14 protein-coding genes, 4 tRNA genes and 1 rRNA gene are annotated in these 19,909 nt (G+C 51.0%); 1 reads left to right on the forward strand and 18 read right to left on the reverse strand.

The genetic code is table 11. From position 1 onward, the window contains the following. Positions 1 to 97: 97 nt before the first annotated feature. The 15 genes from shiA to ACX9GT_RS23705 form a co-directional block, all read right to left on the reverse strand. The gene (shiA, locus tag ACX9GT_RS23635) at positions 98 to 1,453 is read right to left on the reverse strand and encodes a shikimate transporter (protein WP_473188981.1); all 1,356 of its coding nucleotides are present in this window, start codon (positions 1,451 to 1,453) and stop codon (positions 98 to 100) included. 107 nt (positions 1,454 to 1,560) lie between these two features. Beyond that, on the reverse strand, positions 1,561 to 5,787 hold the full coding sequence (rpoC, locus tag ACX9GT_RS23640; RefSeq protein ID WP_473188982.1) for a DNA-directed RNA polymerase subunit beta': 4,227 nt from the start codon (positions 5,785 to 5,787) through the stop codon (positions 1,561 to 1,563). A gap of 118 nt (positions 5,788 to 5,905) precedes the next feature. Beyond that, positions 5,906 to 9,934, reverse strand: a complete 4,029-nt coding sequence (gene rpoB, locus ACX9GT_RS23645) for a DNA-directed RNA polymerase subunit beta (RefSeq protein ID WP_473188983.1) — start codon at positions 9,932 to 9,934, stop codon at positions 5,906 to 5,908. Positions 9,935 to 10,268: 334 nt separating this feature from the next. After that, entirely contained in the window at positions 10,269 to 10,634 is a 366-nt protein-coding gene (rplL, locus tag ACX9GT_RS23650) for a 50S ribosomal protein L7/L12 (protein ID WP_473188984.1), read from the reverse strand. 63 nt (positions 10,635 to 10,697) lie between these two features. Continuing rightward, positions 10,698 to 11,195 carry a 50S ribosomal protein L10 gene (gene rplJ, locus ACX9GT_RS23655; protein WP_459400324.1) on the reverse strand — a complete coding sequence of 166 codons (498 nt, stop codon included), beginning with the start codon at positions 11,193 to 11,195 and terminating at the stop codon, positions 10,698 to 10,700. A 338-nt stretch (positions 11,196 to 11,533) separates the two neighbouring features. Beyond that, positions 11,534 to 12,238 (reverse strand): 50S ribosomal protein L1, encoded by a 705-nt coding sequence (rplA, locus tag ACX9GT_RS23660; RefSeq protein ID WP_459400325.1) that lies wholly within the window; start codon positions 12,236 to 12,238, stop codon positions 11,534 to 11,536. A gap of 3 nt (positions 12,239 to 12,241) precedes the next feature. Further along, complete coding sequence (gene rplK, locus ACX9GT_RS23665) at positions 12,242 to 12,670, reverse strand: 50S ribosomal protein L11 (RefSeq protein ID WP_459400326.1); 429 nt, start codon at positions 12,668 to 12,670, stop codon at positions 12,242 to 12,244. 157 nt (positions 12,671 to 12,827) lie between these two features. After that, positions 12,828 to 13,373 (reverse strand): transcription termination/antitermination protein NusG, encoded by a 546-nt coding sequence (gene nusG / locus ACX9GT_RS23670; protein ID WP_004929914.1) that lies wholly within the window; start codon positions 13,371 to 13,373, stop codon positions 12,828 to 12,830. Position 13,374: 1 nt separating this feature from the next. Next, complete coding sequence (gene secE, locus ACX9GT_RS23675) at positions 13,375 to 13,758, reverse strand: preprotein translocase subunit SecE (RefSeq protein ID WP_473188985.1); 384 nt, start codon at positions 13,756 to 13,758, stop codon at positions 13,375 to 13,377. Positions 13,759 to 14,012: 254 nt separating this feature from the next. Then, a complete protein-coding gene (tuf, locus tag ACX9GT_RS23680; RefSeq protein ID WP_473188986.1) occupies positions 14,013 to 15,197 on the reverse strand; it encodes an elongation factor Tu in 1,185 nt (394 codons plus the stop codon). Positions 15,198 to 15,306: 109 nt separating this feature from the next. Beyond that, positions 15,307 to 15,382, reverse strand: a tRNA-Thr gene (locus ACX9GT_RS23685). 6 nt (positions 15,383 to 15,388) lie between these two features. Beyond that, positions 15,389 to 15,463 (reverse strand) — tRNA-Gly (locus ACX9GT_RS23690). 38 nt (positions 15,464 to 15,501) lie between these two features. Beyond that, positions 15,502 to 15,630: a hypothetical protein gene (locus ACX9GT_RS23695; RefSeq protein ID WP_473188987.1), complete on the reverse strand. Its 129-nt coding sequence runs from the start codon at positions 15,628 to 15,630 to the stop codon at positions 15,502 to 15,504. A 31-nt stretch (positions 15,631 to 15,661) separates the two neighbouring features. Continuing rightward, positions 15,662 to 15,746, reverse strand: a tRNA-Tyr gene (locus ACX9GT_RS23700). A gap of 26 nt (positions 15,747 to 15,772) precedes the next feature. Then, positions 15,773 to 15,848 (reverse strand) — tRNA-Thr (locus ACX9GT_RS23705). A gap of 552 nt (positions 15,849 to 16,400) precedes the next feature. Between ACX9GT_RS23705 and coaA the strand changes: the two genes are divergently transcribed. Further along, the gene (gene coaA, locus ACX9GT_RS23710) at positions 16,401 to 17,351 is read left to right on the forward strand and encodes a type I pantothenate kinase (RefSeq protein ID WP_473188988.1); all 951 of its coding nucleotides are present in this window, start codon (positions 16,401 to 16,403) and stop codon (positions 17,349 to 17,351) included. 42 nt (positions 17,352 to 17,393) lie between these two features. Here coaA and birA read toward each other — a convergent pair whose 3' ends face one another. The 3 genes from birA to rrf form a co-directional block, all read right to left on the reverse strand. Continuing rightward, positions 17,394 to 18,356 carry a bifunctional biotin--[acetyl-CoA-carboxylase] ligase/biotin operon repressor BirA gene (birA, locus tag ACX9GT_RS23715; protein ID WP_473188989.1) on the reverse strand — a complete coding sequence of 321 codons (963 nt, stop codon included), beginning with the start codon at positions 18,354 to 18,356 and terminating at the stop codon, positions 17,394 to 17,396. After that, entirely contained in the window at positions 18,353 to 19,390 is a 1,038-nt protein-coding gene (murB, locus tag ACX9GT_RS23720) for a UDP-N-acetylmuramate dehydrogenase (protein ID WP_473188990.1), read from the reverse strand. The genes birA and murB overlap by 4 nt, the downstream gene beginning before the upstream one ends. A gap of 403 nt (positions 19,391 to 19,793) precedes the next feature. After that, a 5S ribosomal RNA gene (gene rrf / locus ACX9GT_RS23725) occupies positions 19,794 to 19,909 on the reverse strand.

The following is a 19,909-nucleotide window of genomic DNA, read 5'->3' on the forward strand; positions in this document are numbered from 1 at the left end:
GAAGCCAACCAAGGCTATCTTCCCCTCTTGAGAGCCTTGCCCTACCAAACCCCGGAGCGCGCGGATGTTCCCCGCGCGCCTCCGGTTTCTGATTTTATCAATCCGTGGCCTGAGGCTTCATGCTCGCCCCTACAATGGCCGACAGCAGGCAACCTATTGCCAGATAAGCGGCGACCAAATGCCAAGAACCATCCATAAACTCCACCAACAAGACGGCGATAAAAGGCGTGAAACCACCACCGACGACGCTGGCGACCTGATAGCCAACCCCAGCACCGCTGTAACGGTAAGCGGTGCCAAACAGCTCGGTAAACATCGGCTGCTGCACGCTGACCAGCATGTCGTGCGCCACATTCCCGAGCATGATGGCAAACAAGATAATCATTAGGGTATTACGGCTCTCTAGTGCCATGAAAAACGGTACTGCGCTGGCGCAACCAATTAACGCGCCTGTCACGTAGATCCGGCGTCGGCCAAAGCGATCGGCCAAATAGGCAAAACAGGGAATAGAGACGCAGCTCACCGCTCCAACCAGTAAGCCAATGTTGAGAAACATGTCGCGCGCCAGGCCAAGGTGGGTGGTGGAGTAATTCAGCGCAAAGGCCGTCACGATGTACATCGTGAGCAACTCGCCCAATCGCAAGGCGATAATCAGTAAGAATGCCTTAGGGTTTTGACGCAATGCCTCTAAAATCGGGAACTTGCGTATTTTGTCGGCTCTGTCTTGCAGCGTTTTGTTTGCTTCAAACTCCAGTGATTCATCCATGCCGTTACGCACCCACCAGGCAATCGCGACCAGCACTAAGCTGAATAAGAACGGCAAACGCCAGCCCCAACTGACAAACTCATCATTGGTGGTAAATTGGTTAACAATGGAAACCGAGCCGGTCGCCAGTAACAGCCCGACGCCGAAGCCAATTTGTACGCCGCTGCTGTAAAAAGCTTTTTTCTTTTTCGGCGCACTCTCAACCGCCAACAGGGCAGCCCCACCCCATTCGCCGCCGACGGCAAACCCCTGAACAGCGCGGAGCACTACCAGCATGACCGGGGCCCACCAGCCAACCGCAGCAAAAGAGGGTAACAGGCCAATCAGCGCTGTCGCGATCCCCATCATCCAGACGGTAATCATCAGCATGCGTTTGCGGCCCAACTTGTCACCAAAGTGCCCAAACACGATCCCACCTAGCGGGCGGAACAGGAAACCGACGCCAAAGGTACCAAAAGCGGCCAGCGTTCCCATTGTTGGGCTGACCTGTGGGAAGAACTCGGTGTTAAATACCAGAGCGGCAACTATTCCGTACAGTAAAAAATCGTACCAGTCGACCACCGCACCAACAAAACTGCCCCACGCTGCGCGGCGCGCGCGGCTTTTAGAAGGGCTGTTTAACTGGATTTGCGGAGTGACTACGCCGTTCACAGAGGTATTGTTACTCACTGATGTTGAGGTATCCATGCCTATTCCGTTGTTTTAACTTTACAGGCACTGTACAACAAAAAGCCCCGGCTGTGATAGCCAGGGCTTTAGAACGTGCAGTTAATCAAACATCAGGTCAAGGCGACTTACTCGTCGTTGTTGCCACCCAGGTTACCTGCGTTCAGCAACTCGGCCAGGTTAGCCGTCGCTTCTGCCGCGCTCACTACAGGAACCACTGGCGCTTCGCCCTGTGCTTTACGGCGCATGCGATCCTGGTGATAAGCGTAACCGGTACCAGCAGGGATCAGACGGCCCACGATCACGTTCTCTTTCAGGCCACGCAGTTCATCACGCTTACCGGCAACTGCCGCTTCGGTGAGAACACGCGTCGTTTCCTGGAACGATGCGGCAGAGATGAAGGACTCGGTCGCCAAGGAAGCCTTGGTGATACCCAGCAGATCGCGCGAGAAGGTGGCTTCGATCTTGCCTTCAGCAGCAAGCTTACGGTTAGCAATCTTGACGCGTGAAACTTCAGCCTGCTCGCCTTCCAGGAACTCAGTGCCACCTGCGCTGACGATGGTGCCTTTACGCAGCATCTGACGAACGATAACTTCGATGTGTTTATCGTTAATCTTAACGCCTTGCAGACGGTAAACTTCCTGCACTTCGTTGGTAATGTAGCGGGTAACCGCATGCACACCACGCAAGCGCAGAATGTCGTGCGGAGACTCTGGGCCGTCGGAAACAACGTCACCACGTTCCACAATTTCACCTTCGAACACGTTGAGCTGACGCCATTTCGGAATCATCTCTTCGTAAGCATCGCTGCCGTCCAGTGGCGAGATCACCAGGCGACGTTTGCCTTTGGTCTCTTTACCGAACGAGATAATCCCGCTGATTTCAGCCAGGATTGCCGGCTCTTTCGGACGACGTGCTTCGAACAGATCCGCAACGCGTGGCAGACCACCGGTGATGTCCTTGGTACCGCCGGATTCCTGAGGAATACGCGCCAGGGTATCACCCGCACCGATCTGAATGCCGTCTTCCAGCTGCACAATCGCTTTACCTGGCAGGAAGTATTGAGCAGGCATATCAGTACCAGGGATCAATACGTCGTTGCCTTTGGCATCAACGATTTTCAGTGCCGGGCGCAGGTCTTTACCGCTACCGGTACGCTCTGCGCTGTCCAGTACCACCAGAGAAGACAAACCGGTCAGTTCGTCGGTCTGGCGGGTAATGGTCTGGCCGTCAACCATATCGGCGAAGCGAATGAAACCGCCCACCTCGGTAACGACCGGCATGGTGTGCGGATCCCAGTTAGCCACGGTTTCGCCGCCGTTAACTTCTGCACCATCACCTTTGCCCATTACAGAACCGTAAGGCACTTTGTAGCTTTCTTTGGTACGACCGAATTCGTCGATCAGCTTCAGTTCGGTGTTACGAGAGGTGATCACCAGCTTGCCTGCGGCGTTCATAACGAACTTCACATTGCTCAGCTTCAGCGTACCCTTGTTCTTCACCTGAATGCTGGATTCAGCAGCCGCACGCGAAGCCGCACCACCGATGTGGAACGTACGCATCGTCAGCTGTGTACCTGGTTCACCGATAGACTGGGCCGCGATAACGCCGATGGCTTCGCCTTTGTTGATGATGTGACCACGTGCCAGGTCGCGACCATAGCAGTTAGCACACACACCAAAGTCGGTTTCACAACTTACTACGGAACGAACCTTAACGCTGTCGACAGAGTTTTCTTCCAACAGGTCACAGGTCTTCTCGTTCAGCAGGGTGTTACGTGGCACCAGGATGTCCGCCGTACCCGGCTTGATGACATCTTCAGCGGTCACACGACCCAGAACGCGCTCACGCAGTGGCTCTTTAACGTCACCACCTTCGATAACCGGAGTCATCATGATGCCATTATGAGTACCACAGTCGTCTTCGGTCACTACCAGATCCTGCGCCACGTCAACCAGACGACGGGTCAGATAACCGGAGTTTGCCGTTTTCAGTGCGGTATCCGCCAAGCCTTTACGCGCACCGTGCGTGGAGATGAAGTACTGGAGTACGTTCAAGCCTTCACGGAAGTTCGCGGTGATTGGCGTTTCGATGATTGAGCCGTCTGGCTTGGCCATCAGGCCACGCATACCGGCCAACTGACGAATCTGAGCAGCAGAACCACGAGCACCGGAGTCGGCCATCATAAAGATGCTGTTGAAGGAAACTTGTTGTTCCACCACGCCGTCACGGTTAACCACGTCTTCAACCGACAGGTTTTCCATCATCGCTTTAGCAACACGTTCGTTCGCCGCAGCCCAGATATCGATCACTTTGTTGTAGCGTTCGCCCGCGGTAACCAGACCAGACTGGAACTGCTCCTGGATCTCGGCAACTTCGGTTTCCGCTTCTTCGATGATCTCCGCTTTTTTAGCCGGGATAACCATGTCATCGATGCCTACGGAAGCACCTGAACGGGCAGCGTAAGCAAAACCGGTGTACATGATCTGGTCAGCAAAGATAACGGTCGGCTTCAGGCCCAGGATGCGGTAACAGGTGTTCAGCATCTTGGAGATCGCTTTCTTGCCCAGAGGCTGGTTAACGATCGAGTACGGCAGACCTTTCGGTACGATCATCCACAGGATGGCACGACCAATGGTGGTATCAACGATAGTGGTCTGATGAACCGATTCGCCTTCGGTATTTCTGATCTCTTCTATGATACGCACTTTAACGCGTGCGTGCAGAGAGGCCAGACCGGCGCGATAAACACGTTCAGCTTCTTTAGGACCCGTCAGAACCATGCCTTCGCCTTTGGCGTTAACACAGTCACGAGTCATATAGTACAGACCCAATACCACGTCCTGAGAAGGAACGATGATTGGCTCGCCGTTCGCTGGTGACAGGATGTTGTTGGTAGACATCATCAACGCACGCGCTTCCAGCTGGGCTTCCAGCGTCAGCGGTACGTGCACAGCCATCTGGTCACCATCGAAGTCGGCGTTGTATGCCGCACAAACCAATGGGTGCAGTTGGATCGCTTTACCTTCGATCAGAACCGGTTCAAATGCCTGAATACCCAAACGGTGCAGGGTTGGTGCACGGTTCAGCAGTACCGGGTGTTCGCGGATCACTTCGTCCAGGATATCCCAAACCACCGCTTCTTCACGCTCAACCATTTTCTTGGCGGCTTTGATCGTTGTGGCCAGGCCACGCAGTTCCAGCTTGCCGTAGATGAACGGTTTGAACAGCTCCAGTGCCATTTTCTTCGGCAGACCGCACTGATGCAGACGCAGGTATGGACCTACGGTGATTACAGAACGACCAGAGTAGTCAACGCGTTTACCCAACAGGTTCTGACGGAAACGACCTTGCTTACCTTTGATCATGTCGGCCAAAGATTTCAGAGGACGCTTGTTCGAACCGGTGATCGCACGACCGCGACGGCCGTTATCCAGCAGGGCATCTACCGCTTCTTGCAGCATACGCTTTTCGTTGCGCACGATGATGTCAGGCGCAGCCAGATCCAGCAGGCGTTTCAGACGGTTGTTACGGTTGATGACGCGGCGATACAGATCGTTAAGATCGGAAGTCGCGAAACGGCCACCATCCAGCGGAACCAATGGACGCAGATCCGGCGGCAGTACCGGCAGCACGGTCAGGATCATCCACTCTGGCTTGTTGCCAGACTGAACGAACGCTTCCAGCAGCTTGATACGCTTGGTCAGCTTCTTACGCTTGGTTTCGGAGTTGGTTTCGTTCAGCTCTTCACGCAGCTGCTCGCACTCGGCTTCCAGATCCATGTTTTTCAACAGGGCCTGAATAGCTTCCGCACCCATCTTGGCGTCGAATTCGTCACCAAACTCTTCCAGCGCATCCAGATACTGCTCTTCAGTCAGGATCTGACGACGCTCGAGGTTGGTCATACCGCCTTCAACGACCACATAGGATTCGAAGTACAGTACACGTTCGATGTCACGCAGCGGCATATCCAGCAGCAAACCGATGCGCGATGGCAGCGATTTCAGGAACCAGATGTGCGCAGTTGGGGAAGCCAGTTCGATGTGGCCCATACGCTCACGGCGTACTTTGGTCTGGGTCACTTCAACGCCGCACTTCTCGCAGATCACACCGCGGTGCTTCAAGCGCTTGTACTTACCGCACAGGCACTCGTAATCTTTTACCGGCCCAAAGATACGGGCACAGAAAAGGCCGTCACGTTCTGGTTTGAACGTACGGTAGTTAATGGTTTCCGGCTTCTTCACTTCGCCGAACGACCATGAACGGATCATGTCTGGCGATGCCAGAGCAATCTTGATCGCATCAAACTCTTCGGTCTTAGTTTGCGCTTTCAGAAACTTCAATAAGTCTTTCACGGATTGGCTCCTGTCGGAGTTAAACCTGTTGGGCGCACGCTGACAAATCGCGCGCCCGTGTGACCTGAACAACCACCCTCTGGTTCCCTAAGGCCGGGAACCAGAGCCGGAATAGCGATTAGTCGCCTTCCAGTTCGATGTTGATCCCCAGCGAACGGATTTCTTTCAACAGTACGTTGAAGGATTCCGGCATGCCAGGTTCCATACGGTGATCGCCATCCACGATGTTTTTGTACATCTTGGTACGGCCGTTGACGTCATCCGACTTAACGGTAAGCATTTCCTGCAAGGTGTAAGCGGCGCCGTAGGCTTCCAGCGCCCACACTTCCATCTCACCGAAGCGCTGACCACCGAATTGCGCCTTACCACCCAGCGGTTGCTGAGTCACCAAGCTGTAAGAACCGGTAGAACGGGCGTGCATTTTATCGTCGACCAAGTGGTTCAGCTTCAGCATGTACATATAGCCAACGGTGACCTGGCGCTCAAACTGCTCGCCGGTACGGCCATCAAACAGCGTAATCTGACCCGAAGTCGGGATACCGCCCATTTCCAGCAATTGCTTGATTTCTGTCTCTTTCGCACCATCGAAGACTGGTGTTGCGATCGGCATACCCTTTTTCAGGTTCTCTGCCAGACGCAAGACTTCGTCATCGGTGAAAGTGTTCAGATCGACTTTCTGGCAAACGTCGTCGCCGAGATCGTAAGCCTTCTGGATGAACTCACGCAGCTTGGCCACTTCCTGATGCTGCTTGAGCATTTGGTTGATCTTCTCACCAATGCCTTTCGCCGCCATACCCAGGTGGGTTTCCAGGATCTGACCGATGTTCATACGCGATGGAACGCCCAGCGGGTTCAGTACGATGTCAACCGGCGTGCCGTTTTCATCGTAAGGCATATCTTCGATCGGGTTGATCTTGGAGATAACACCCTTGTTACCGTGGCGGCCTGCCATCTTGTCACCCGGTTGGATCTGACGCTTAACCGCCAGATAAACCTTAACGATTTTCAGCACGCCTGGTGCCAGATCGTCGCCTTGGGTGATCTTACGACGCTTGGCTTCCAGCTTCTTCTCGAAGTCGGATTTCAGTTCGTCATACTGCTCTGCCAACTGTTCCAGCTGGTTTTGCTTGTCTTCGTCGGTCAGGCCCAGTTCCAGCCAGCGATCGCGTGGCAGCTTGCTCAGCTTCTCAGCTTCAATGCCACCGGCGACCAGCACCGCATGGATACGTGCAAACAGGCCAGCTTCCAGGATCTGCAGTTCTTCAGTCAGGTCTTTTTTCGCCTGCTTCAGCTGCATCTCTTCAATTTCCAACGCACGCTTGTCTTTTTCCACGCCATCGCGGGTGAAGACCTGCACGTCAATAATCGTACCGGAAACGCCGTTAGGTACACGCAGAGAAGAGTCTTTAACGTCAGACGCTTTCTCACCGAAGATCGCACGCAGCAGCTTCTCTTCTGGTGTCAGCTGGGTCTCACCTTTCGGCGTTACCTTGCCCACCAGAATGTCGCCACCGGTCACTTCAGCACCGATATACACGATACCGGATTCATCCAGCTTGGAGAGCGCAGCTTCACCCACGTTCGGGATGTCGGCGGTGATCTCTTCCGGCCCCAGCTTGGTGTCGCGAGACACACAGGCCAATTCCTGAATGTGGATGGTGGTGAAGCGATCTTCCTGTACCACACGCTCGGAGACCAAAATGGAGTCTTCGAAGTTGTAGCCGTTCCAAGGCATGAACGCGACGCGCATGTTCTGGCCCAGTGCCAGTTCACCCAGATCGGTAGACGGACCATCTGCCAGCACGTCGCCACGCTCGATTGGCTCGCCCAGATTTACACACGGCATCTGGTTGATACAGGTGTTCTGGTTAGAACGGGTGTACTTGGTCAGGTTATAAATATCGATACCTGCTTCGCCCGGGTACATCTCGTCTTCGTTAACTTTGATAACGATACGGGAGGCATCCACGTACTGGATCACACCACCACGCTTGGCTACGGCAGTAACACCGGAGTCAACCGCTACAGCACGTTCCATACCGGTACCGACCAGCGGCTTGTCAGCACGCAGAGTTGGAACCGCCTGACGTTGCATGTTCGCACCCATCAAGGCACGGTTGGCGTCATCGTGTTCCAGGAATGGAATCAGTGAAGCACCAACGGAAACAACCTGCTGGGTGGATACGTCCATATAGTCAACCTGGTCGCGGCTAAACAGGCTTGATTCACCTTTGCTACGACAGGTAACCAGGTCTTCTTCAAAGCGGCCTTCTTCGTCAAGGTTGGAGTTCGCCTGAGCGATAACGAAGTTGCCTTCTTCAATAGCAGACAGATAGTTGATTTCATCGGTCACCACGCCGTCACGCACGCGGCGGTACGGGGTTTCCAGGAAGCCATACTCGTTGGTCTGTGCGTACACGGACAAGGAGTTGATCAGACCGATGTTTGGACCTTCCGGCGTTTCGATTGGGCACACGCGACCGTAGTGAGTCGGGTGTACGTCTCGAACTTCAAAGCCCGCACGTTCACGGGTCAAGCCGCCTGGGCCCAATGCAGAGATACGACGTTTGTGCGTAATCTCAGACAACGGGTTGTTCTGATCCATAAACTGAGACAGTTGGCTTGAGCCGAAGAACTCTTTCACCGCTGCCGAAATCGGCTTGGCGTTGATCATGTCCTGAGGCATCAAGGTGTCCAGATCGCCCAGAGACAGACGCTCTTTCACCGCACGCTCAACACGCACCAGACCGACACGGAACTGGTTCTCGGCCATTTCACCCACGGAACGGATACGACGGTTGCCCAAGTGGTCGATATCGTCCACTTCGCCTTTACCGTTACGGATATCGATGAGCTTCTTCATCACTTCAATGATGTCGTCTTTGCTCAGGATGCCCGAACCTTCGATCTCGTCACGCAGCAGAGAACGGTTGAACTTCATTCGGCCAACCGCAGACAGATCGTAGCGGTCTTCAGAGAAGAACAGGTTCTCGAACAGGCTTTCCGCCGCTTCACGCGTTGGTGGTTCACCAGGGCGCATCATGCGGTAGATTTCTACCAGCGCGCTCAGACGATCGCTGGTTGGATCGACACGTACGGTCTCGGAAATGTACGCCCCGTGATCCAGATCGTTGGTGAACAGCGTTTCGATACGTTTGTGGCCAGACTGGCTCAGCTTGGCCAGCAGATCCAGCGACAGCTCCATGTTGGCTGCACAGATCAGTTCGCCAGTATTGGTATCGATATAGTCCTTCGCGACCACTTTGCCTGCGATGTACTCAACCGGTACTTCAATACTCTGGATTTCGTCTTTTTCGAGCTGACGGATATGACGAGCAGTGATACGACGGCCTTTCTCAATGTAGATCTTACCATTGGCTTCGATATCGAAGGACGCAGTTTCACCACGCAGACGCTCTGGAACCAGCTCCATCTGCAGCTTGTTATCACGGATCTCGAAAACAATTTTCGCAAAGAACAGGTCAAGGATCTGTTCAGTGGTGTAGCTCAGGGCGCGCAGAATGATGGTCGCAGGCAGCTTGCGGCGACGGTCAATACGCACGAACAGGTTGTCTTTCGGGTCAAACTCGAAATCCAACCATGAACCACGGTAAGGGATGATACGTGCGTTATACAGCACTTTACCCGAGGAGTGGGTTTTACCCTTATCGCTGTCGAAGAACACACCCGGGCTACGGTGCAGCTGGGATACGATAACCCTCTCAGTACCGTTAATCACAAAGGTACCGTTTTCGGTCATGAGCGGAATTTCGCCCATATAGACTTCTTGTTCCTTGATGTCTTTGACCGTACCTTCTGGTGCTTCACGCTCGTAGATAACCAGGCGCAGTTTTACGCGCAGCGGTGCAGAGTACGTCACACCACGAATCTGGCACTCTTTGACGTCAAACACCGGCTCACCAAGACGGTAGCTAACGTATTGCAGCTCCGAATTGCCACTGTAGCTCTGGATAGGGAAAACAGAACGGAATGCGGCTTCTAGGCCGTGTTGCCCTTCTGGATCTTGCTCGATAAACTTCTGGAACGAGTCAAGCTGGATAGAAAGGAGATAAGGTATGTCCAAAACTTGTGGACGTTTACCAAAATCCTTACGAATACGTTTCTTCTCGGTATAGGAGTAAACCATAGGGTTCCTCAGCTCGCTGGAAAGTCGAACCATTTGTCTCTGCCCAGAATCAGGGCAGTTCATGCAACACCATTTTGTCGATCGAAAAGCGGGAACACTTTCCGCAATACTCGTTTCTATCACGCTTAAATCATTTCATTGCCTGTGCGACAGATTCGGCTGAAGCAGGAAAAGCAGTATATTAAGTCGTCGATAGAAAGAAATATTGGGGTTAGCCAGTAGCCAAACAGTGTGAAACTCTACTGACGCCCTACAGCGCAAAAAGGCTGGTGACCAAAAAGTCACCAGCCATCAGTCTGTTAGTTAAAACAGACTGCACTCCAAAAGCAGTGGCTTATTTAACTTCAACTTCAGCGCCAGCTTCTTCCAGAGATTTTTTCAGAGCTTCAGCGTCGTCTTTGCTGATGCCTTCTTTCATTACTGCTGGAGCTGATTCTACCAGGTCTTTAGCTTCTTTCAGGCCCAGACCGGTCGCGCCACGTACTGCTTTGATTACTGCAACTTTGTTCGCGCCAATACCTTTCAGTACAACGTCAAATTCAGTTTTTTCTTCAACAGCTTCAACAGCAGCAGCAGGACCTGCAGCTACAGCAGCAGCAGAAACACCGAACTTCTCTTCCATAGCGGCGATCAGTTCAACGATTTCCATTACAGACAGAGCTGCAACGCCTTCGATAATTTGGTCTTTAGTGATAGACATAACAAAAGTTCCTAAAATTCAGAAATAGTTTAAATACGTTAGCAAAGGCTAAGAAAGAGCGGCTTATGCAGCTTCTTTCTGATCGCGCAGAGCAGCCAGAGTGCGAACCAATTTGCCAGCAGCGGCTTCTTTCATGGTTGCCATCAGGCGTGCGATTGCTTCATCGTAAGTAGGCAGCGTTGCCAAGCGGTCAATTTGTGCCGCAGGGATCAGCTCACCTTCAAAGGCCGCAGCTTTAACCTCGAATTTTGCATTCGCTTTCGCGAACTCTTTGAACAGACGAGCAGCAGCGCCCGGGTGTTCGTTAGAGAATGCAATCAAGGTTGGACCGACAAACGTGTCTTTCAGGCATTCAAACGGAGTGCCTTCAACTACGCGACGCATCAAGGTGTTACGAACAACACGCATGTAAACGCCAGCTTCACGACCTGCTCTACGCAGTTCAGTCATTTTATCAACGGTAACGCCGCGAGAATCCGCAACAACCGCAGACAGCGCGCCTTTGGCCACTTCGTTGACTTCAGCAACAATCGCTTGTTTGTCTTGAAGATTTAATGCCATTAGCTTTTTGCTCCTGGATTAGCCGGGGAAAATTCCCCGGAACTCACTTCACTCAACACCTTAGTGTAAACACGCGGGGTTGAGCGGCTTAACACGGTGAGCAGAATCCAGCAAAGACTATTCTTTATAAAAGAAAAAATTTCTTTAGGCTCTGTCACCGTCTACGCAGGAAGATTAAGCGCTTTTCAGCACACCTGCGGTCTTGGACGGAGGCCTGGATAGGCCAGGCTCCAACCGAAAAATCTGTCGTTTTACCGTAGCAGCGCTATAGCAAAACCTTGGGGCATAGGATTCTAGGTGAATCTTTGCCCCAAGTCAAAGCGATAATCGCAAGGCGATTAGTTCGCTACAGCAGTCAAGCCGCTTTGATCGATAGCAACGCCAGCACCCATGGTGGTGGAGAGGCTAACTTTCTTGATGTACACGCCTTTCGCCTGAGAGGGTTTTGCTTTTTTCAGCGCAACCAGCAGGGATTCCAGGTTTTCTTTCAGCTTGTCTGTATCGAAATCAACCTTACCGATAGTGGTATGGATGATGCCGTTTTTGTCGTTACGATAACGAACCTGGCCTGCTTTAGCGTTTTTCACTGCTTCAGCAACGTTCGGAGTAACGGTACCCACTTTCGGGTTTGGCATCAGGCCACGTGGACCCAGAACCTGGCCCAGTTGACCTACAACGCGCATTGCATCCGGGGAAGCAATAACAACGTCGAAGTTCATTTCGCCTTTCTTGATCTGGTCAGCCAGATCTTCCATACCTACCAGCTCTGCGCCAGCCGCTTTCGCAGCTTCAGCGTTAGGGCCTTGGGCAAATACGGCAACGCGAACGGAACGACCGGTGCCGTGTGGCAGAACGGTAGCACCACGTACGTTTTGGTCTGATTTACGAGCGTCGATGCCGAGGTTAACAGCAACGTCAACGCTTTCTACGAATTTAGCGGTGGCCAGCTCTTTCAGCAGAGCAACAGCTTCGGTGATGTCATACTGTTTAGTAGCATCAACTTTGTCACGGATCACGCGCATGCGCTTGGTCAGCTTAGCCATCTCTTAATCCTCCACTACCAGGCCCATGGAACGAGCAGTACCTTCGATGGAGCGAGTCATCGCTTCAACGTCAGAACCAGTCATGTCCGCAGCTTTGGTTTCTGCGATTTCACGTACCTGAGCACGAGTCACTTTACCGACTTTTTCTTTGTTCGGCTTACCGGAACCAGACTTAACACCAGCCGCTTTCTTCAGCAGAACTGCCGCTGGCGGGGTTTTGGTAACGAAAGTGAAGGAGCGATCAGAATAAACAGTAATAACAACAGGGATCGGCAGACCTTTTTCAACGCTGTCAGTCTTAGCATTGAACGCCTTACAGAATTCCATGATGTTAACACCTTGCTGACCCAGAGCTGGACCGACTGGCGGGCTCGGGTTAGCCATACCGGCTGCAACTTGCAGCTTGACGTAGGCTTGTACTTTCTTGGCCATTGAAATTTCCTCGTATGGGTAGTATCGCCTCTTAAGAGGCTCCCCGTGTTTCGCCCTGCTCCAAGAGCAAAGCATCTAAAAACAAAAGGCGCGAAATTGTAGTTCAATTCCGCGCCTCTGACAAGCAGCAAATCCGCTTGCATTGCTGACTAATTGATCAGCCTTTTTCTACCTGGCTGAAGTCCAATTCCACCGGCGTTGCACGGCCAAAGATGGAAACAGAAACCTTCAGGCGGCTTTTCTCGTAGTCCACTTCTTCAACCACACCGTTGAAGTCAGCAAACGGACCATCGTTAACACGCACCAGTTCACCCGGTTCGAACAACGTTTTCGGACGTGGCTTATCACCCACCTGCTGCAGGCGGTTCATAATCGCATCCACTTCTTTATCGCTGATCGGCGCAGGACGATCGGAAGTTCCACCGATGAAGCCCATAACACGAGGAACGCTACGCACCAAGTGCCAGCTGGCATCATTCATCACCATCTGGACCAATACATAACCAGGGAAGAATTTACGTTCACTCTTGCGACGCTGGCCACCACGGATTTCAACCACTTCTTCCGTAGGTACCATGACTTCGCCGAACAGTTCTTCCATATCGTGCAGTTTGATGTGTTCACGCAGCGATTGAGCTACGCGACCTTCAAAACCGGAAAACGCCTGAACGACGTACCAACGTTTTTTTGGGGCTTCAGACATTTTAGAACCTCAGGCCAGTAATAAACGATACCAGACGGACCAGAATACCATCCAGCCCCCACAGAATCAGTGACATCACGGCAGTTACCGCGGCAACGATCAACGTGGTATGTAACGTTTCCTGACGAGTTGGCCAAATCACTTTACGTACTTCAGTACGCGCTTCGCGCGCAAACGCAACGGTGGCTTTGCCCTTGGTAGTCATCAGTGCCACTGCACCCGCAGCCACAATGATCAGTACAACTGCCAGCGCGCGCAATGGCAGGCTGAAATCACGGTAATAATAGTTACCGACAATTGCCATAACCAACAGAACGGCGACGATCAACCACTTAGTCACTTCAAGGCCGCGTCCGCTCCCTTGAGCCTCGGTATTCGCACTCATAAACCAACCTGTCACAATGATTCGAACAAATAACTTTGCCTCGCAACGCGAGGCAAACCAAACCGATCAGATGCTGCTGAGCAGCACTCGGTGTTTTACGCTATGACGTATTTCAGTCAATACGGTTTAAGAGCCCATCTCACCAATGATTATGACTGCAAAATCGCTGATGAGATAGGTTCTAGTTCACAGCGTATAAAAAGGGCATCAAATGATGCCCTTTTACCACATGTCGCGTCAAATATTATCAGCGATTAGGCGATAACTTTGGCAACAACGCCCGCACCTACAGTACGGCCGCCTTCACGGATTGCGAAACGCAGGCCGTCATCCATCGCGATTGGGTGGATCAGCGTGACTTTCATGTTCACGTTATCACCTGGCATTACCATCTCTACGCCTTCTGGCAGTTCGATAGTACCGGTCACGTCAGTCGTACGGAAGTAGAACTGTGGACGGTAACCTTTGAAGAATGGCGTATGACGACCCCCTTCTTCTTTGCTCAGGATATACACTTCTGAATCAAACTGAGTGTGCGGCTTGATAGAACCTGGTTTAGCCAGAACCTGACCACGTTCGATATCTTCACGCTTGATACCACGCAGCAGAACACCCACGTTCTCACCAGCACGGCCTTCGTCCAGCAGTTTGCGGAACATTTCAACGCCGGTACAGGTAGACTTAACGGTGTCTTTGATACCAACGATTTCAACTTCTTCGCCAACTTTAACGATACCGCGCTCAACACGACCGGTAACAACCGTACCGCGGCCAGAGATGGAAAATACGTCTTCGATTGGCAGCAGGAACGGCTTGTCGATCGCGCGCTCTGGTTCTGGGATGTAAGAATCCAGGTAACCAGCCAGTTCGATGATCTTCGCTTCCCACTCGGCTTCGCCTTCCAGTGCTTTCAGCGCTGAACCACGAACGACCGGCAGATCATCACCAGGGAAGTCATAGGCAGACAGAAGTTCACGCACTTCCATTTCTACCAGTTCCAGCAGCTCTTCATCATCAACCATGTCACATTTGTTCATGAATACGATGATGTAAGGAACGCCAACCTGACGACCCAGCAGGATGTGCTCACGGGTCTGCGGCATTGGGCCGTCAGTCGCAGCAACAACCAGGATTGCGCCGTCCATCTGAGCAGCACCGGTGATCATGTTTTTCACGTAGTCGGCGTGCCCTGGGCAGTCAACGTGCGCGTAGTGACGAGTCGGAGTATCGTACTCAACGTGAGAGGTGTTGATGGTGATACCACGAGCTTTTTCTTCTGGCGCATTGTCGATCTGATCGAAAGCACGTGCGTTACCGCCGTAGGTTTTAGCCAGTACGGTAGTGATTGCAGCAGTCAGGGTAGTTTTACCATGGTCAACGTGGCCGATAGTACCGACGTTAACGTGCGGTTTTGTACGTTCAAACTTTTCTTTAGACATCGATTGTCCCTCTAAGACACGGATAAATCGGTGGTATCACCACATCAACCAAGCGTTTGCTTGTTGAATCCAGAACAGAAAGAAAATCAGGGGGCGAGAAATTAAGAAGTGGTGCTGATAGGCAGATTCGAACTGCCGACCTCACCCTTACCAAGGGTGCGCTCTACCAACTGAGCTATATCAGCACATCTTGGAGCGGGCAGTGGGAATCGAACCCACATCATCAGCTTGGAAGGCTGAGGTAATAGCCATTATACGATGCCCGCATCCTGGAACTCGGCTACCTGACTTTTCTGTAGAATTTTTAGGTGCGAGAAAAGGATTGTTCGTCGCTTAACTCTTCACCCTTCGTGCCAATGGTTTTTACCATCTGACGCGAATTTTTTAGAAGGTTTTTACCTTCTCCGTGACAACCTTGATTGTTATCGGTCATCCCGGTTTAATCCTGTTGCCAGGATCGAATTTGGTGGTGGGGGAAGGATTCGAACCTTCGAAGTCTGTGACGGCAGATTTACAGTCTGCTCCCTTTGGCCGCTCGGGAACCCCACCAAATTATGCACTCTAAATATACTTGATGGTGCCGGCTACCGGAATCGAACTGGTGACCTACTGATTACAAGTCAGTTGCTCTACCAACTGAGCTAAGCCGGCATCAAGTGCAGCGCATTCTAGGTAGAGCTGACGGCCTATGCAACAAAAAATTTGCGTTCCGCGCACTATCGCTCACAAATCATTCGATTTTGCATGCCAGCTAGCAATTCACCGCTTTGGACGTACTCATATTCATACATTGCGGACATCATTTTGTACAATTTCATTCATTTTTTGCAAGGGTTCCCCGGCATTTCTCCGTGTTGACCATCGCATAACGGACAATCTGACAAAAAATTGTGATCGGGATCGAGGCACTACATCAGGAAATAATCGTCCATAGAAAGTAAGTACTCGTTTCATTCGCTGTATCTCACACCATCGGCAGTTGACCTGAGAGCGGTATCATCACCGGGAGATAGCACTTTGCAATTTGCTTTCAATCAACTGCGTGCCTGTTCGCACTATTGGCATAAACTCATGCTAATCGGTAACATTTGCGAAAAAAGTCTACGCCAAAAACGAAGCTGTCTATAATATGCAGCTTGTTTATTATCTGGAGTTGGCGTCCGGCGCCGTTCCCAACCTGCGTTAACAGGCAGAATTTGGCTTATGATAAAAAGAGAGCAATCTTTAGCAACGCCATATCTTCAGTTTGATCGTACCCAGTGGGCTGCATTGCGAAATTCAGTACCGCTGACGTTGTCGGAAGAAGAGATTGTTAAACTGAAAGGGATTAACGAGGATCTCTCTTTGGAAGAGGTGGCGCAGATCTATTTGCCGCTTTCACGACTGCTGAACTTCTACATCAGTTCTAACCTGCGTCGCCAGGCGGTCCTTGAACAGTTCCTGGGCACGGATGGTCAACGCATCCCTTATGTCATTGGCATTGCTGGCAGTGTAGCCGTGGGTAAAAGTACGACAGCACGCTTGTTGCAGGCGTTACTGAGCCGTTGGCCTGAACATCGCAGCGTCGAGTTGATTACTACCGATGGTTTCCTGCATCCGAACAAGGTACTGAACGAACGTGGCTTGATGAAGAAAAAAGGATTTCCACAATCCTACGATATGCACAGCCTGGTGAAGTTTGTTTCAGAAGTAAAATCGGGAGCTCGGCGTGTCACCGCTCCGGTTTATTCTCATCTGATTTATGATGTTGTTCCAGAAGGCAATAAAGTTATTGAGCAACCTGACATCCTGATTCTTGAAGGGTTGAATGTCCTGCAAAGTGGCATGGATTATCCGCACGATCCCCACCGTGTCTTTGTCTCTGATTTTGTTGACTTCTCAATATATGTCGATGCCCCAGAAGACTTATTGCAAACCTGGTATATCAACCGTTTTCTGAAATTCCGGCAGGGTGCATTTTCCAATCCAGACTCTTATTTCCATAACTATGCGAAGCTTCCAGAAACGGAAGCGATTAATATTGCTACTCAATTGTGGAATGAGATTAATGGATTGAATTTACACCAAAATATACTTCCAACACGTGAGCGGGCCAGCTTGATTATGACCAAGAGTGCTAATCATGCTGTAGAGAGTGTACGGTTGCGGAAATAGCCATAAAATAAGAGAGGCTTCGGCCTCTCATATTTCACAACATTACTCAGCACTACGCAGAGATATCTCGCCGCCAATAAAGGGTTTAATGACACCATCTTGTTCAAGTAATAGTGCTCCTTGCTGATCGATACCTCTGGCAATACCAAAAATCTGCTGTTCACCAATTAAAAGTTTAACCGGTCGATCAATAAAGTTATCCAGTTGGCGCCAACGAGAAATAAACGGTGGGAGTCCTTCAGTTTCGAATTGCACCAATGAATGGCGTAACTCATTAAGCAAGGTTGCCGCCAATTCGTTACGATCGATATTGATCCCTGTTTCTTGCAAATTAATCCACCGTTGATCGATCGTATTCGCATGTGTTTCACGCATCGCCATGTTAATGCCAGCACCGAGTACCAGTTGTGCCGCATCTCCAGTTTTACCGGTCAACTCAACGAGTATGCCAGCTAGCTTCCGATCGTTGAGATACAGATCGTTTGGCCATTTAACCCGTACTTGTTCTGCCCCCAAGCGTTGAAGCACTTCGGCCATCACAATACCAATGACCAAGCTAAGCCCCATTGCCGCTGCAGGACCTTGTTCAAGACGCCAAAACATAGACAGGTAAAGGTTAGCGCCAAAAGGAGAGACCCACTGCCTGCCACGCCGCCCACGACCTGCCTGCTGATATTCTGCGATACAGGCATCACCAGAGGTTAGATCCGCAATGCGATCCAGTAAATATTGGTTCGTCGAATCAACAACCGATAAAACAGTGACACGCTTATCTTCCAACATGCCGAGAATACGCTCGGCATCCAGTAAATTCATCGCCCCTTGCAGGCTATAACCTTTACCTGGCACGGTAAACACATCCAGCCCCCACTCCCGGATAGTCTGAATGTGTTTGTTAATGGCCGCGCGGCTCATTCCCAGAAACTCACCCAAGTGCTCGCCTGAGTGAAACTCGCCATCAGCTAGAAGTGAAATAATCTTAAGTGGTACTTTGGGATCTTTCATGACAGAACCTCGATCGCATCTAGCTCACCGGTTGCCCCAATAAAGCGCACTTCCGGCTCCAACCAGACATCAAACTTTTCAGCTACCGTATTGCGAACATACCTTGCCAGCGCAACCACATCCTGGCTGCTGGCATTATCTGCATTCACCAGAACCAGTGCCTGCTGACGGTGCACCGCAGCGCCACCAATCTGATATCCCTTTAACGAGCACTGATCGATGAGCCAACCAGCGGCCAATTTCACTTGCCCGCCCGGCTGCGGGTAATGAGGCATCGTTGGATACTTGGTAAGAAGCATGTTGGCTTCTTCTTCGCTCACCTGCGGGTTTTTGAAGAAGCTACCTGCGTTGCCCGTTACCCGTGGGTCCGGCAACTTACTACGCCGCATGGCGCATACCGCATCAAAGACTTGCTGTGGCGTGACTGTCTGTTGGTCTAGTTTGGTAAGATCACCGTAGTTCAGTAGTGGACTCCACAACTTATTGAGCCGTAAACCGACACCTACGATGATATAGCCGACTTTAAACTCATGTTTAAACACGCTTTCACGGTAACCAAACTCGCAACGTTCGGGGCTCATGCGATCAATCTCGCCTGTCCTCAGATTCAACAGATCAACATATTCGCAAACATGCTTCAGTTCCAAGCCATACGCACCAATGTTTTGGATCGGTGCAGAACCTACCAAGCCAGGAATCAATGCTAGATTTTCCAACCCTGGTATATCCTGCTCAAGAGTCTTACTTACCAGATAGTGCCAATTCTCACCGGAGCCGACATGAAGATGCCAATCATCATCCTCTTCCCTGACTTCGATACCTTTCAGGTCATTAATCATGACGGTACCAGCGAAGTCTTCCAAGAACAGGACATTACTCCCTTCACCGATTACCAGTAGTGGCTCCCGGCGCTTCTGCGCTTTTTGCCAAGCCTTAATCATCATTTCAATTTTTTCAGCAATAACTAAATGCGCAGCGTTAACCGGGAGCGCGAAAGTATTGTGTTTTTTTAAAGAAGTGTTTTCAGTAGACATGACGTTAAATACTCTTACGTAATAAATTATCATCTAGTCTACTCGATTAAACGAATATGGCTATTATTTGTTTTTATTGATTTGATTTTTCATCATTACTCAATGAATTTTTTAAGAGAAAATTAGAAAAATATTTTAAGATCATATTGATACCAGAACTCACCTTATCTATCTCAATTCTGTTCTCTGCGTTATATAAAGTTAATAACTATTGTCTATATGTATGAATATTAGATTAAATACTTAAAACCAAACTTCTCTAGGATATTTCAGATGAGAATCTTCGCTATATTTAATCATTCACCAAGCTGTTAGCAATAAAATGCAAATAGAAGATTTTCTTGCAAAGAGAGCTATAACGCAAAAAGGCCATCCTTGCGGATGGCCTTCTGCTTCGTTTGATGCCTGGCAGTGTCCTACTCTCGCATGGGGAGACCCCACACTACCATCGGCGCTACGGCGTTTCACTTCTGAGTTCGGCATGGGATCAGGTGGGACCACCGCGCTATTGCCGCCAGG

The sequence above is a fragment of the Serratia sp. YWN4 genome (genome assembly GCF_055790845.1).

What these genes read in the sequence shown, in the direction of transcription:
- rplK (WP_459400326.1), bottom strand. Translation starts at nt 12,670, where the DNA reads ATGGCCAAGAAAGTACAAGCCTACGTCAAGCTGCAAGTTGCAGCCGGT.
- tuf (WP_473188986.1), bottom strand. Translation starts at nt 15,197, where the DNA reads ATGTCTAAAGAAAAGTTTGAACGTACAAAACCGCACGTTAACGTCGGT.
- ACX9GT_RS23695 (WP_473188987.1), bottom strand. Translation starts at nt 15,630, where the DNA reads ATGACCGATAACAATCAAGGTTGTCACGGAGAAGGTAAAAACCTTCTA.
- shiA (WP_473188981.1), bottom strand. Translation starts at nt 1,453, where the DNA reads ATGGATACCTCAACATCAGTGAGTAACAATACCTCTGTGAACGGCGTA.
- rplL (WP_473188984.1), bottom strand. Translation starts at nt 10,634, where the DNA reads ATGTCTATCACTAAAGACCAAATTATCGAAGGCGTTGCAGCTCTGTCT.
- rplA (WP_459400325.1), bottom strand. Translation starts at nt 12,238, where the DNA reads ATGGCTAAGCTGACCAAGCGCATGCGCGTGATCCGTGACAAAGTTGAT.
- birA (WP_473188989.1), bottom strand. Translation starts at nt 18,356, where the DNA reads ATGAAAGATCCCAAAGTACCACTTAAGATTATTTCACTTCTAGCTGAT.
- secE (WP_473188985.1), bottom strand. Translation starts at nt 13,758, where the DNA reads ATGAGTGCGAATACCGAGGCTCAAGGGAGCGGACGCGGCCTTGAAGTG.
- nusG (WP_004929914.1), bottom strand. Translation starts at nt 13,373, where the DNA reads ATGTCTGAAGCCCCAAAAAAACGTTGGTACGTCGTTCAGGCGTTTTCC.
- rpoB (WP_473188983.1), bottom strand. Translation starts at nt 9,934, where the DNA reads ATGGTTTACTCCTATACCGAGAAGAAACGTATTCGTAAGGATTTTGGT.
- coaA (WP_473188988.1), top strand. Translation starts at nt 16,401, where the DNA reads ATGATAAAAAGAGAGCAATCTTTAGCAACGCCATATCTTCAGTTTGAT.
- rplJ (WP_459400324.1), bottom strand. Translation starts at nt 11,195, where the DNA reads ATGGCATTAAATCTTCAAGACAAACAAGCGATTGTTGCTGAAGTCAAC.
- murB (WP_473188990.1), bottom strand. Translation starts at nt 19,390, where the DNA reads ATGTCTACTGAAAACACTTCTTTAAAAAAACACAATACTTTCGCGCTC.